This window comes from Aureimonas mangrovi (genome assembly GCF_014058705.1).
GTDB classification, from domain to species: Bacteria; Pseudomonadota; Alphaproteobacteria; order Rhizobiales; family Rhizobiaceae; genus Aureimonas; species Aureimonas mangrovi.
Genome location: NZ_CP059692.1, coordinates 3,365,555 through 3,378,800, shown reverse-complemented (window position 1 = coordinate 3,378,800; position 13,246 = coordinate 3,365,555). Strand labels below are relative to the sequence as shown.

10 protein-coding genes are annotated in these 13,246 nt (G+C 66.2%); 5 read left to right on the top strand and 5 right to left on the bottom strand.

The annotated features are described in order from the left end of the window. Window positions 1-2: 2 nt before the first annotated feature. The 5 genes from H1343_RS16300 to ureG are packed head-to-tail and all read left to right on the top strand — an operon-like array spanning window position 3 to window position 2,574. Window positions 3-464, top strand: a complete 462-nt coding sequence (locus H1343_RS16300; RefSeq protein WP_185983871.1) for a DUF29 domain-containing protein — start codon at window positions 3-5, stop codon at window positions 462-464. After that, entirely contained in the window at window positions 461-811 is a 351-nt protein-coding gene (locus H1343_RS16295; RefSeq protein ID WP_185983870.1) for an MliC family protein, read from the top strand. Before H1343_RS16300 ends, H1343_RS16295 begins: the two co-directional genes overlap by 4 nt. Further along, on the top strand, window positions 808-1,287 hold the full coding sequence (locus H1343_RS16290; RefSeq protein WP_185983869.1) for an urease accessory protein UreE: 480 nt from the start codon (window positions 808-810) through the stop codon (window positions 1,285-1,287). Before H1343_RS16295 ends, H1343_RS16290 begins: the two co-directional genes overlap by 4 nt. Then, complete coding sequence (locus H1343_RS16285; protein WP_185983868.1) at window positions 1,256-1,945, top strand: urease accessory protein UreF; 690 nt, start codon at window positions 1,256-1,258, stop codon at window positions 1,943-1,945. Before H1343_RS16290 ends, H1343_RS16285 begins: the two co-directional genes overlap by 32 nt. After that, complete coding sequence (ureG, locus tag H1343_RS16280; RefSeq protein WP_185983867.1) at window positions 1,942-2,574, top strand: urease accessory protein UreG; 633 nt, start codon at window positions 1,942-1,944, stop codon at window positions 2,572-2,574. The genes H1343_RS16285 and ureG overlap by 4 nt, the downstream gene beginning before the upstream one ends. Window positions 2,575-2,581: 7 nt before the next feature. On the opposite strand, the gene glgB is transcribed toward ureG, so the two are convergent. The 5 genes from glgB to H1343_RS16255 all read right to left on the bottom strand — a co-directional run bounded on the left by glgB (window position 2,582) and on the right by H1343_RS16255 (window position 13,072). After that, window positions 2,582-4,789 carry a 1,4-alpha-glucan branching protein GlgB gene (gene glgB, locus H1343_RS16275; RefSeq protein ID WP_185983866.1) on the bottom strand — a complete coding sequence of 736 codons (2,208 nt, stop codon included), beginning with the start codon at window positions 4,787-4,789 and terminating at the stop codon, window positions 2,582-2,584. After that, a complete protein-coding gene (gene treS / locus H1343_RS16270; RefSeq protein ID WP_185983865.1) occupies window positions 4,789-8,124 on the bottom strand; it encodes a maltose alpha-D-glucosyltransferase in 3,336 nt (1,111 codons plus the stop codon). Before treS ends, glgB begins: the two co-directional genes overlap by 1 nt. Window positions 8,125-8,198: 74 nt before the next feature. After that, complete coding sequence (locus H1343_RS16265; RefSeq protein ID WP_185983864.1) at window positions 8,199-10,241, bottom strand: alpha-1,4-glucan--maltose-1-phosphate maltosyltransferase; 2,043 nt, start codon at window positions 10,239-10,241, stop codon at window positions 8,199-8,201. Window positions 10,242-10,436: 195 nt separating this feature from the next. Next, window positions 10,437-11,837, bottom strand: a complete 1,401-nt coding sequence (gene guaD / locus H1343_RS16260; RefSeq protein WP_246333165.1) for a guanine deaminase — start codon at window positions 11,835-11,837, stop codon at window positions 10,437-10,439. Continuing rightward, window positions 11,825-13,072 (bottom strand): urate hydroxylase PuuD, encoded by a 1,248-nt coding sequence (locus tag H1343_RS16255; RefSeq protein ID WP_185983863.1) that lies wholly within the window; start codon window positions 13,070-13,072, stop codon window positions 11,825-11,827. The genes guaD and H1343_RS16255 overlap by 13 nt, the downstream gene beginning before the upstream one ends. Window positions 13,073-13,246 lie beyond the last annotated feature (174 nt).

Genomic DNA, 13,246 nt, shown 5'->3' with positions numbered 1-13,246 from the left:
TTATGGCCGAAGCTCTCAAACAGCCGCCCTCCGATCTGTACGAGCGCGATTTCTACGCCTGGACGCAGGATCAGGCGGCAAAGCTGCGCGCGCGTGCTCACAATTCGGTCGATTGGGAAAATGCAGCGGAGGAGATCGAGAGTTTGGGCCGGAGCGAGCGTGGCGAGATTCGAAGCCGGCTTCTGGTAACACTGGTGCATCTGCTGAAATGGCGCTTCCAACCGGCGCACAGGTCGGCGAGCTGGAAGGCGACGCTCGCGGAGCAACGATCAAGACTCGCAGATGTTTTGGAAGAGAGCCCGAGTCTTCGAAGCTTCCCCGAAACGGCGCTCGAACGGGAGTACCGAACGGCGCGCCTCAAGGCCTCGGGCGAAACGGACCTTCCCGAGGACGTCTTTCCGGCCGAATGTCCGTTCATGATCGACGAGATCCTCGATCCCGACTTCTATCCGGATGCTGCATGAAAAAGCTTCTCCCCGCCTGCATCGCCCTCGGCCTCTCCTGCGCACCGGCCCTTGGGCTGACGTTGGAACTGCCCGGCGAGGGCGAGCGCACCTCAATGCGGTATGAGTGTTCGGACAGCGTCGAGCGGCCCGTCGAGTACGTCAATGTGGGCGAGAACCGGTTGGCGCTGGTGACGATCGACGGCGAGCCGCGTCTCTTCGTCAACGTCATCTCGGGCTCGGGCGCGCGCTATGTGGCGGGCACGCTCGAATGGTGGTCGAAGGGGGCCGAGGCGACCTTCACGGATGCCTTCGAAGAAGACGGCGCGCAGCCGGTGACATGTCAGGAAGTGGAAGGCCGGGAATGAACAGCGCCGAAACCATCGTCGAGCGGGGCGGCCACGAGGGTGCCTTCACGGACACGATCACGCTCGACGAGGACCAGCGCCACCGCAGGCGCATGGCCATGGTCTCGGATGGCGGGATCGCCTTTCTCCTGAATCTCGCCGAGGCGCGCCTCTTGCGCGAAGGAGACGGCATCATCCTCGACGACGGCCGCGTCATCGAGGTGAAGGCCAAGCCCGAACCGCTCTACGAGGTGCGCGGCCGCGACCCGGTGCATCTTCTCGAACTCGCCTGGCATCTCGGCAACCGGCACCTGCAGGCCGCGATCTCGGCCGACCGCATCCTCATCCGGCAGGACCGGGTGATCCGCGAGATGGTGGAGGGGCTCGGCGGGCGCGTCAGCGAGGTGGAGGCCGCGTTCGATCCCGCCGGCGGCGCCTATGCCGGGCACGGCCATCACCACGAGCATGAGCACGGGGCACCCCATTCCCACGCCTGACACGCGCACGCCGACGCCCGGTCTGGCGACGCTGCTCACATGGTTCTCGCCGGCCTTTCCGCTTGGCGCCTTCGCCTATTCTCATGGGCTCGAGGCGGCGGTGGCGCAGGGGGGCGTTCGTGATGGCGCCTCGACGCGCGGCTGGATTGAAACGCTTCTCGAAGCGGGCAGCTTCTGGAACGACCTCGTGCTGCTCGCACAAGGTCTGCGCCTCGCCGGAGAGGGCGACGAGGCCGGTCTGGCCGAGTTGTCTGACCTCGCGATCGCGCTCGCCGGCTCGGCCGAGCGGCGCTTGGAAGCCGAAGCGCTCGGCACGGCCTTCACGGCGGCCGTGCGGCCCTGGGCGGGTGAGATCACCCCCGGTGCCTATCCGGTCGCTGTCGCGCGCGCGGCTCACGCATCGGGCGCGGCGAGGGACGACGTCCTCCTTGCCTTCGCGCACGGGCAGGCTGCCAATCTGGTCTCGGCCGCCGTGCGCCTCGTGCCGCTCGGCCAGAGCGAGGCCGTTCAAGTTCTGCACGAACTGGAACCCTCGATCCGGGACGCGGCGCAGCGCACGGCCGTGAGCGAACTTGACGATCTCGGCTCGCACGCGCTTCTCTCGGAGATTGCCGCTATGCGGCACGAAACCCTGACGACGAGGCTCTTTCGATCATGACGAAAACGCATGGGCCCCTGCGGGTCGGCATCGGCGGGCCGGTCGGCTCGGGAAAGACGACGCTTGTCGAGAAGCTGTGCGTTGCGGCCCGCGAGCGCTGGTCGATCGGCGTTGTGACCAACGACATCTACACCGTGGAGGACGCCGAGGCGCTGGTGCGCCGCCAGGCGCTCTCGGCCGACCGCATTGTGGGCGTCGAGACCGGTGGCTGCCCCCACACCGCGATCCGCGAGGACGCCTCGATCAATCTCGCCGCCATCGCGCAGCTCAATGCGCGTCACCCCGATCTCGACTTGATCCTGGTGGAGTCCGGAGGCGACAATCTGGCCGCGACCTTCTCGCCCGATCTCGTGGACCTCTCGATCTACGTGATTTCCGTCTGTCAGGGCGACGACATTCCCCGCAAGGGCGGCCCGGCGATCACGCGATCCGACCTCCTGATCGTCAACAAGACCGACCTCGCCCCTTACGTCGGCGCCGACCTGGCGCGCATGGAGCGCGATGCCGAGGCTGGCCGCGCGGGGCGGTCCACCGTCTTCACCGATCTCTCACGCGCGAACGGCCTCGAAGCGGTGCTGGACTTCCTTGTCGCCTGCGGCGGCCTGCCCACGCTGGAGAAGGCCGCCTGAGCTTCGCTCACCCGCGCGGCGTGAACACCATCGTCGCGAGAGGCGGGATGGTCAGCGACAGCGAATGGTCCCGCCCATTGGCGTGAATCACTTCGGCCTCCACGCCGCCCATGTTGCCGACATTCGAACCGCCGTAGATCTCGGCGTCCGTGTTCATCGCCTCGTCCCAGAAACCGCCGCGTGGCACGCCGACGCGGTAGCCGCGATGGACGTTGGGCGTGAAGTTGCACACGACCAGCGCGGGGCGGCCGTGCCTGTCCTTCCGGATGAAGGAGAGGATCGACTGTTCGGCGTCGGAGGTGTCGACCCACTCGAAGCCGTTGGGATCGCAGTCGAGTTCGTGCAGTGCCGGCACGCCGCGATAGAGGGTGTTGAGATCGCGGACGAGGCGTTGTGCCCCCTTGTGCTCGCCATACTCCAGAAGATGCCAGTCGAGCGACTGGTCGTGGTTCCACTCGGCGCTCTGGCCGAATTCGCCGCCCATGAACAGTAGCTTCTTGCCGGGATGGGCCCACATGAACCCGTAATAGGCCCGTAGGTTCGCGAATTTCTGCCACTGGTCGCCTGGCATCTTGCCGAGGATCGAGCCCTTTCCGTAGACGACCTCGTCATGGGACAGCGGCAGGACGAAGTTCTCCGAATAGGCGTAGACCATGCCGAAGGTCATGTGGTGCAGGTGGTATTTCCGGTTGATCGGATCCTCCTGCATGAAGTGCAGCGTGTCGTGCATCCAGCCCATGTTCCACTTGAAGTGGAAGCCGAGCCCGCCGAGATAGGTCGGCCGCGACACGTTCGGGAAGGCGGTCGATTCCTCGGCATGGGTCGAGGCGGCCGGGTAGTATTCCCCGGCCCGTTCGTTCGTCTCCTTGAGGAAGGCGATGGCCTCGAGATTTTCGCGGCCGCCGTGGATGTTCGGCTCCCACTCGCCATGCTCGCGCGAATAGTCGAGATAGAGCATCGAAGCCACCGCATCGACGCGCAGCGCGTCGACATGGAAGCGATCGAGCCAGTAAAGGCCGTTGGCGACGAGAAAGTTCTTCACCTTCGTGCGCCCGTAATCGTAGATCAGCGTGTTCCAGTCCTTGTGGAAACCGCGCCGTGGGTCCGGGTGTTCGTAGAGCGCGGTTCCGTCAAAGCGGCCGAGCCCGTGGATGTCGGTCGGGAAGTGGCCGGGCACCCAGTCGAGGATGACACCGATATCGGCCTGATGCAGCGCATCGACGAGCCGCGCGAAGCCTGCCGGATCGCCGTAGCGCGCGGTCGGCGCGAAGAGCCCGATCGGCTGGTAGCCCCAGGATCCATAGAAGGGATGTTCGGAGACGGGGAGAAGCTCCACATGCGTGAAGCCCATTTCCTTGACGTAGGGTACGAGCTCGGCCGCGATCTCGTCATAGGTCAGAAAGGCGTTGTCCGCCCCGCGCCGCCATGAGCCGAGATGCACCTCATAGATCGAGATCGGGGCGTTGGCATCCTGCCACTCCCGGCCCTTTGCCATGAAGGTACCGTCGCCCCACTCGTGCTCGACAAGGCCGTCGATGATGGAGGCGGTCGAGGGCGCGAGTTCCTGCCGTGTGCCGACAGGGTCCTGCTTGAGAGGCTGTACGTCCCCACGCGGGCCTATAATCTCGTATTTGTAGGTCTCGCCGCGCTTCAGGCCCGGAACGAAGATCTCGAAGATGCCCGTCTCGTGGCGCTTGCGCATCACGTGACGGCGTCCGTCCCAGGCATTGAAATCACCCACCACCGAGACGCGGCGCGCGTTCGGCGCCCACACCGCGAAGGCGACGCCGGCGACGCCATCGAGCGTGACGGGATGAGCGCCGAGCTTCTCGTAGAGCTTGTAGTGCCGCCCCTCGGCAAGGAGATAGGCGTCGAGATCAGTCATGAGCGCAGCGAAGCGGTAGGGGTCGTCCTCTTCCCAGTTCACCTGCGCATGGCTGAAGCGGAAGCGATAGCGGCCGGCTTCGCCTTTCACCGCGCCGGAGAAGAAGCCGTCCGTCCCGATCGGCTCGAGTTCGGCAAGAACCTTGCCGGTCTCGTCGATCAGGCTGGCCGTCTCGGCGCCCGGCCGAAAGACCCGCACGAAGCTCTGGCCGTCACGCGTATGCGGGCCGAGGATGGAGAACGGGTCGCCATGCGCGCCGCGCGTGATCTCCTCGACCTCGTGCTGGTTCGGGCGATGGGCGGCGCCGAGCGCCGTCTCAAGCTTCGACATCAGATCACTTTCCGGTTCTGGAGGAGGGAGATGATGCCGCGCAGCGGGATGGAGAGCCACGCCGGGCGCATCGATGCCTCGTATTTGAGCTCGTAGAAGGCCTTCTGGAGCAGGAAAAGATCGAGCAGGCTGCGATTGCCTTCGTCTTGCAGGTCGATGCCCGACGCGGTCTGCCAGGCGGCGAGGAAGGCTTCGGACACCTCGTCGCGCCAGGCCGTGGCCAGTTCCTGGATGCGTGCGCCGGTGGCCTCGTCGGTCGGCCCCGCCTTGTCGCGCGCGGCGAAGGCCGCATAGTCGTAGGAGCGTAGCATCCCTGCGACATCGCGCAGCGGCGAAGTCTTGGCCCGGCGCTCTTCGAGCGGGCGGCCCGGCTCGCCCTCGAAATCGAGGATGACGATGTCATTGCGCGACACTAGCACCTGGCCGAGATGGTAGTCGCCATGGATGCGCGTGCGGTGGCCGGTAAAACGCCGGGCACGGAAGCCTTCGAAGAAGTCGCGCACGGCAACGCGCGCGCCGATCAGGCGGTCGATGTCCGCCGCCACGGCCTCGCCCACGCCATCGCGGGCTTTGGCGAGAAGGTCGATCGCCTCGTCAGCCTCCTGCGTTGCCTCGTCGACGATGGCCGAAAGCCAGGCCTCATCCAGCGGCTCCGGATCGAAGTCCGGGTTGCCCGTCCTCGTGGCGAGCGCCGCATGCATCTCCCCCGTACGCCGACCGATCGTCTCGCCGGGGTCGAACTGCATCAGGAAGCGCGGATCGGCCGGCGCGCCGTCCTCGACTGGGTCCGCCGGTTCCTGCTCCACAGTGCCGTACGCGCTGTCACGCAGATAGCGTGAGAGGGTTTCGGTGACGCGGCCCCAGGCATCGCCCTGGTTCTCGACGCGCGCAAAAAGCGCGGCCACCGCGGTCTCGTTGCCGTCCGCGCGCACAAGTGTCGCGGCGCCGATGAGCGCAGGTGCGGCCGTGAAGTTCGTGTGCTCGGTCAGGAAGGCGGAAATCTCCAGTTCCGGCTGGATACCGTCGCGCAGGCGGCGATAGAACTTGAGAATACCCTTCGTGCCGATGCCGATGGAGGAGTTCGTCTGCTCGGTCGAAAGCGGCGCAATGTCCTCTGCGGGAACGGCCGCGATCTCCGCGGCCAGCTCAGCGCGGCTCGCAGAGGTTTCGATGCGGATCGACTGCTCGCCGAGCGCCAGCGACTGGCCGCTGGTCAGAAGCTTGGTCAGCCCCTTGACAAAGGCGGGGTCGCGCGCCGCGTCGATCACCGCGCCGACATTCGGCCCCTGGCGGATCTTGGCGAGCGTGTAGGGTAGGTTTGGCGCGTCGCGGGCCAGATGTGCCTCGCCCCACTGCGCGGCGAGCGGCAGGAAGTAGCGCTGCTCGCCCTCGGCCGTCTCGACCACGGCCTCGCCGATCAACTCGGTGCGGCTGGCCGGCGTCAACGAGCCTATGATTGCGTAGGAGGCGCGGGTCGGCGAAGCCGTCTTGCCGGCGAACCAGCGTTGACGCCCGACGAACTCGGGCAGCACGGCCTCGATCTCGCGTCTGTTGCGGCCGGGGATCGTGTCCTTCAAGTCTCCGGTGATGACGAGCGTGTTGAACTCGGGCAGAGGCTGAGGACCGGCGGCGCCCTCGCGCAGGGCGGCCGGCGGCGTCAGCGCGAACCAGAAGAAGCCATAGGCCGGCAGCGACAGGAGGTAGGGAAGCTGGCCGATCGCGGGGAAGGTCGAGAGGCCCAGCATCTCCACCGGCACCGAACCCGCGTGGGCCGAGAGGTCGAGCTCTACCGCCTGCGCCGAGGAGGAGAGGTTGGCCACGCACAGGATCGTCTCGCCGGCATGCTCGCGCAGGTAAGCAAGGATCTTGCGATTGCTCGGATAGAGGAAGCGGATCGTGCCGCGCCCGAAGGCCTCGCGCGTGCCTCGCACCTGGATCAGCCTGCGCATCCAGTTCAGCTGGCTCGCCGGGTTGTTCGACTGCGCCTCCACGTTGATCGCCTGATAGCCGTAGAGCGGATCCTGGATGGTCGGCAGATAGAGCCGCTGGGGGTCGGCGCGCGAGAAGCCGGCGTTGCGGTCCGGCGACCACTGCATCGGCGTGCGCACGCCGTCGCGGTCGCCGAGATAGATGTTGTCGCCCATTCCGATTTCGTCGCCGTAGTAGACGACGGGCGTTCCGGGCATCGACATCAGGAGCGCATTCAGGAGTTCGACCTTGCGGCGGTCGTTGCCCATCAGCGGGGCCAGACGCCGGCGGATGCCGAGATTGATGCGCGCTCGTTTGTCAGAGGCGTAGGTCGACCAGAGGTAGTCGCGCTCCTCGGCGGTCACCATCTCGAGCGTGAGCTCGTCATGGTTGCGCAGGAAGATCGCCCACTGGCAGTTCTCGGGGATTTCCGGCGTCTGGCGCAGGATGTCTGTGATCGGATGCCGATCCTCCTGTGCCAGAGCCATGTACATGCGCGGCATCAGCGGGAAGTGGAAGGCCATGTGGCATTCGTCGCCGTCGCCGAAATAAGGGCGTGTGTCCTCCGGCCACTGGTTCGCCTCGGCCAGCAGCATCCGGTCGGGGTAGTGCGCGTCGATCTCGGCGCGGATCACCTTCAGGACGTCGTGCGTCTCCTTCAGGTTCTCGTTGTTGGTGCCTTCACGCTCGACGAGATAGGGGATGGCGTCGAGGCGCAGCCCGTCCACACCCTTGTCGAGCCAGTAGCGCATCACGCGCAGCACCTCTTCGATCACCTTCGGATTGTCGAAGTTGAGATCGGGCTGGTGCGAGTAGAAGCGGTGCCAGAAATACTGGCCTGCCACCGGATCCCAGGTCCAGTTGGAGGTCTCGGTGTCGAGGAAGATGATGCGGGTGAGGTCGTAGCCCTTGTCATCGTCCGCCCAGACGTAGAAGTCACGCTCGGGCGAGCCCTTCGGAGCGTTGCGCGCGGCCTGGAACCACGGGTGCTGGTCGGAGGTGTGGTTGATGACGAGCTCTGTGATGACGCGAAGGCCCCTCTTGTGGGCCTCTTCCACCAGCCGCTCGAAATCCTCCATCGAGCCGTAGGACGGGTTGATCGTCTCGTAGTCGGAGATGTCATAGCCGTCGTCGCGTAGCGGCGAGGGATAGAACGGCATGACCCAGATCGCCGTGACGCCGAGTTCCTTGACATAGTCGAGCTTGGACAGGAGCCCGGCGAAGTCGCCGATCCCGTCGCCGTTCGAATCCGCGTAGGTCTTGACGTGGAGCTGGTAGATGACCGCGTCCTTGTACCAGTCGTTGGCCTGCGGATTGGGGCTGGCGGCCTCGGCGGCTGCGGACGGGGCGGCGATCTGCTCGTTCATGGGTGCTCTTTTCGGGAAGGCGTGAACTTGCGAAGGGCCGGGCAGGCTCGGTGGCAAACCCGGCGAAGATGCGGTCAGGCCGAAACCTTGAAGACCGCGTAGGGGCATTCCTCGGGGTTCAGCCACCAGTGCTGCACCTTGCCGGACCAGACGAACTGGCGACCGTTGACAAGATCCTCGACCTTCAGCGAGCCGGTGTCGGGCAGGCCGAACTCCCAGAGCGGGGCCTCGAAATGGCCGCCCTGCGAATTGTGCGGATCGAGATTGACCATGAACAGGAGGTAGGACGAGCGGTCCGCCGTGCGCTTGGCGTAGTAGAGAACGTTCTCGTTCCAGAAGTTGAGGAACTGGAGTGAGCGGAAGTCCCGCATCGCCGGCTCCGCGCGCCGCAGGGCGTTGAAGAAGGCGATGTCCTCGCGGATGTTGCCGGGGGCGAACCAGTCGAAGGCGCGGATCTCGTATTTCTCGGAGTTGAGATACTCCTCCTTGCCGGGCACCGGCTCGGCCTCGCAGAGCTCGAACCCGGAGTAAACGCCGTAATTGCCGGCGAGCGTCGCAGCCAGCGCGAGGCGCAGGCGATGTGCCGGGCGCCCGCCCGTCTGCAGGAAGACCGGATTGATGTCGGGCGTGTTGACGAAGAAGTTCGGCCGCATGAATTCCGCGCACTCTTCGGTCGTCAGCTCCCTCAGATACGTCTCCAACTCCCACTTCTCGTTGCGCCACGTGAAGTAGGAGTAGGACTGATTGTAGCCGACCTTGGCGAGGCGCTTCATCACCTTCGGCCGTGTGAACGCCTCGGCGAGGAAGATCGCGCCGGGGTCCTTCTCGCGGACCTCCGCTATCATCCACTCCCAGAAGGGGAAGGGCTTGGTGTGCGGATTGTCGACGCGGAAGATGCGCACGCCCTTGTCGAGCCAGAAGAGCACGACGTCACGAAGTTCGATCCACAGGCTCGGGATCGAGTCCGGCCGGTAGAAATCGACGTTGACGATGTCCTGATACTTCTTCGGCGGGTTCTCGGCGTATTTGATCGTGCCGTCGGGCCGCCAGTCGAACCAGCCGGGATGCTCCTTGATCCACGGGTGGTCGGGCGAACACTGGATCGCGAAGTCGATAGCGATCTCCAGCCCATGCGCGCCGGCCTCGTTCACGAGGCGCGCGAAATCCTCGAACGAGCCGAGCTCGGGGTGCAGCGCCGTATGGCCGCCCTCTGCGGAGCCGATGGCATAAGGCGAGCCAGGCTCACCTTCCTGGGCCGTGACCGAATTGTTCTTGCCCTTGCGGAACGCCTTGCCGATCGGGTGGATCGGCGGGAAATAAAGAACATCGAAGCCCATCTCGCGGATGTCCGGCAGGCGCTTGATGACGTCGTCGAACGTGCCGTGGCGCGCGGGGTCGCCGGACTGCGAGCGCGGCATCAGCTCGTACCACGCCGAGAAGCCGGCGGCCTCGCGGTCCACCCAGACCGGCACCTCCACCTCCCAGCGCGTAAGGTCGTCGCGTGGACCGACACGGTTCATCAAGTCCACCGTCTCCCGCTCCTCGAAGAGCGCGTACTGCCCCTCCGTATTCTGATCGGCGATATGCCTGTCGAGCCGTTCGACGAAGGCCTTCAGCGCCTTGCGGTCGGCCTTTGTGCCGCGCTCGCCTTCAATGGCGCGTTCCACGAGCGCCCGCGCCTCGCGCAACTCCAGCGAGACATCCTGGCCGGCATCCTTCTTCTTTTTCGTGTCGCTCGCCCAAGTGGCATAGGCGTCGCGCCAGGCGATGATGGTGTAGCGGGCCGGGCCGGGCTCGTCGAAGGAGACGGTGGCGCGCCAGCGGTCGTTCTCCCAGAAGGTCAGCGGCGTCTCGACCCACTCCTTCGCGCCCGGATGGCGCGTAAGGATCGCCGCATCGATCTTCTCGTGGCCGTCGCAGAAGATGTCGGCCTCGATGGCGAGCGGCTCCCCGACCAACCGTTTGACGGCGAAACGTCCGCCGTCGATCAGCGGCGTCACCCCTTCGATGGCGAGGCGCGAGCGCGACAGCGTCTCCAGCCTCTCCTGCGATTTGCCGGCGAGCCCGGCTTTGCGGGCCGCCGCCCTCAGGGGCTTCGTCAGGGTTTCACTGGCCATGGGCACCCTCTCTTGCCTGATTCCTTGGAGTTGCCTCTGCGCGTCCGACTGGACGCGCAGAGGCAACTCCATCCCGATTATGCCGAGTTGGCAGGCGGCCCGGCCGGGCGCTGCCTTCGCGTGTCTCAGGAACTAGGAATCGATCGGGCGGAGTCGAGTTGCATCACGGTGCGCTTAAATATCGAGCCGCGATGCCTATTGCTGGACCGCGCCCGCCTGTTCGGACGGCGAGACGACCGGCTGCGGCGCCTCGCGGGCCGGCAGGAAACCGCCGCCGCGCTGGTGGACGCGCCGCCCTGCGGCATAGGTCGCGACCACGGCCCGGTCGTCGCCCATCGTCATCAGCAGGAAAAGCTCTTCCTCCAGCGTCTCCACCCGTTCGAGCCGCCGTCGCATGGCGCGTGTCGCGCCCGTGTCGATGAGCGTGAAATCCGCCTCGTAGCCGGGTGCGATGCGGCCGATCCTGTCGTCGAGGCCGATGGCCTGCGCATTGCCCGCCGTCATCCAGTGAAAGGCCTGGAGCACGGGCAGCTTCTGGTGGCGCAGCGCCAGCGCCTTGTAGCCCTCGCCCGCCGTCGTCAGCATCGAGTAGGAGGTACCGCCGCCGATGTCGGTGGCGATGCCGGTGCGCACGCCCGCCTCGATCAGCCCGGCCCGGTCGTACAGGCCGGAGCCGAGGAAGAGGTTGGAGGTCGGGCAGAAGATCGCGCTGGCCCGGCGCTCCGCAAGGCTCGCCTTCTCGCGCTCCGTCAGGTGGATGCAGTGGCCGAACAGCGCTTTCTCGCGAACGAGGCCGTAGCGCTCGTAGACGTCGAGATAGTCCTGCGCCCAGGAAAACAGCTCCTTCACATAGGCGATCTCGGCAAGGTTCTCGGACAGATGGGTCTGGATCGGCAGTGCCGGGTGCTCGGCGGCCAGCGCTCCGGCTGCCTCGAGCTGTGCCTCTGTGGAGGTCGGCGCGAAGCGCGGTGAGATGGCGACCGAGAGGCGGCCGCTTCCGTGCCAGCGCTCGATCGCGGCCTTCGTCTCGTCATATCCGCGCTGCGGCGTGTCGAGGAGCGCGTCCGGCGCGCCGCGATCCATCATCACCTTGCCGGCGACGATGCGCAGCCCGCGCCGCTCGGCCTCGGCCATCAGGCTGTTCACCGATTGCGGATGGGAGGTGCAGAAGAACACCGCCGTCGTGGTGCCGTTCGCCAGAAGCTCTGAGAGGACGAAGGCGGCGGCCTCGTCGGCAACGGCTGCGTCGCCGTAGCGGCTTTCCTCCGGGAAGGTGTATTTCTGAAGCCACTCCAGGAGCTCGGTGCCGTAGGAGGCGATCACCTGCGTCTGCGGCATGTGCAGATGCGGGTCGATGAAGCCCGGCATCAGGAGGTGCGGGCGATGGTCGACGATGCGCAGGTCATGCGCCAGGCTGGGCAGGAGGTCGCGCGCCTCGCCGATGGCCTCGACGATCCCGTCGCGGACCGTGACCATGCCGTCCTCGATGTAGCGCGTGGCGGCGGGGTCCACCCGCGGATCGCCGTCGAAGGTGAGGATGCGGGCGCGGATCGCGAGGCTCGCGCCGCTTTGCTGCTGCGCCTTCACGGCCGCCACCGCCCGTCGCCCGAGGCGATCCAGCGGGCCAGAAGCTGGCGCTCGTCCGGCTCAAGCCCGGTAACGTTGCCGGGCGGCATGGCGTGGGAGCGCACGGACTGCGCGTCGATCAGGCGGGCGTTGTGCACGATGTCCTCCGGCGTCTCCAGATAGATCGCCTTCGGCGCATGGGCGAGCCCCGGCCAGAGCGGCTCGCGGGCATGGCACATCGAGCAGCGCGACAGGACGACGCCCTCCGCTTCGGCGAAGTGGCTGGAGGTCATCAGCGCGCGGCCGGGGTCGCCTTCGATGCGCGGTAGCGCGGCCTGTGCCTGCGGGCTCGCGCGCCAGCCCGGCGCGCCCGAAAGCGTGATGACGGCCGCGAAGAGAAGCCCGGCCACCGCCCAGCACCACCAGAGCTTCTGATGCGTCTTGTGCATCGTGTTGAAGAAGTGCCGGATCACCGCGCCCATCAGGAGCACGAGCCCCGCGATCAGCCAGTTCCACTGCGTCGCGAAGGCGAGCGGGTAGTGGTTGGAGAGCATCAGGAAGATGACGGGCAGGGTCAGGTAGTTGTTGTGCAGCGAGCGCTGCTTGGCTTCCGCCCCCAGCCGCGCCTCCGGCACGCGCCCGGCCTTGAGGTCCGCCACCACGATCTTCTGGTTGGGAATGATGATCAGGAAGACGTTCGCCGTCATCAAGGTGGCGATCATTGCGCCGGTGTGCAGCATAGCGCCGCGCCCGGAGAAGAGCTGCGCGAAGATGAAGCTCGCCAGGACCACATAGACGAAGAGGACCGCCAGAAGCGCCGTGTCGTTGCCCTTCAGCGGCGACTTGCAGATGAAGTCGTAGACGATCCAACCGAGCGCGAGGCCGGCCATGCCGATGATGCTCGCGCCCCAGACCGGCAGGTCCGCGACGGAACGGTCGATCAGATAGAGGTCCGCGCCGACATAGTAGACAAGGAAGAGGAGCGCGAAGCCCGAAAGCCACGTCGCGTAGCTCTCCCATTTGAACCAGGTAAGGTCCTCGGGCATGTGCGCCGGTGCGACCATGTATTTCTGAATGTGGTAGAAACCGCCGCCATGCACCTGCCAGGCTTCCCCGCCGACGCCCTCCGGGGGCGTGCCGTGTGGCTTGCGCAGCCCGAGATCCAGCGCAATGAAGTAGAAGGACGAGCCGATCCAGGCGATCGCGGTGACGACATGCAGCCAGCGCACGCCGAATTGCAGCCACTCGGAGAAATAGGTCCACATGGGATGACCCCCGAGGCGCCGCCCCCTTGTCGCGGCCGCCTCATGCGTTGATCCGATGTGCCGTTCGTGGCCCCTCGCCGTTCAGGAGACGGTGGGAAAGGCGGGCATGGGGAAAGCGCCCGGCGGGCGCCTTCCGGTTTCGGTGGATAGGGCGCCCGTGCTAGAGGGACGCAG

Excerpts from the sequence above, each read along its gene's own strand:
- H1343_RS16300 (WP_185983871.1), top strand. The coding sequence starts at position 3 with ATGGCCGAAGCTCTCAAACAGCCGCCCTCCGATCTGTACGAGCGCGAT.
- H1343_RS16295 (WP_185983870.1), top strand. The coding sequence starts at position 461 with ATGAAAAAGCTTCTCCCCGCCTGCATCGCCCTCGGCCTCTCCTGCGCA.
- H1343_RS16290 (WP_185983869.1), top strand. The coding sequence starts at position 808 with ATGAACAGCGCCGAAACCATCGTCGAGCGGGGCGGCCACGAGGGTGCC.
- H1343_RS16285 (WP_185983868.1), top strand. The coding sequence starts at position 1,256 with ATGAGCACGGGGCACCCCATTCCCACGCCTGACACGCGCACGCCGACG.
- ureG (WP_185983867.1), top strand. The coding sequence starts at position 1,942 with ATGACGAAAACGCATGGGCCCCTGCGGGTCGGCATCGGCGGGCCGGTC.
- glgB (WP_185983866.1), bottom strand. The coding sequence starts at position 4,789 with ATGTCGAAGCTTGAGACGGCGCTCGGCGCCGCCCATCGCCCGAACCAG.
- treS (WP_185983865.1), bottom strand. The coding sequence starts at position 8,124 with ATGAACGAGCAGATCGCCGCCCCGTCCGCAGCCGCCGAGGCCGCCAGC.
- H1343_RS16265 (WP_185983864.1), bottom strand. The coding sequence starts at position 10,241 with ATGGCCAGTGAAACCCTGACGAAGCCCCTGAGGGCGGCGGCCCGCAAA.
- H1343_RS16255 (WP_185983863.1), bottom strand. The coding sequence starts at position 13,072 with ATGTGGACCTATTTCTCCGAGTGGCTGCAATTCGGCGTGCGCTGGCTG.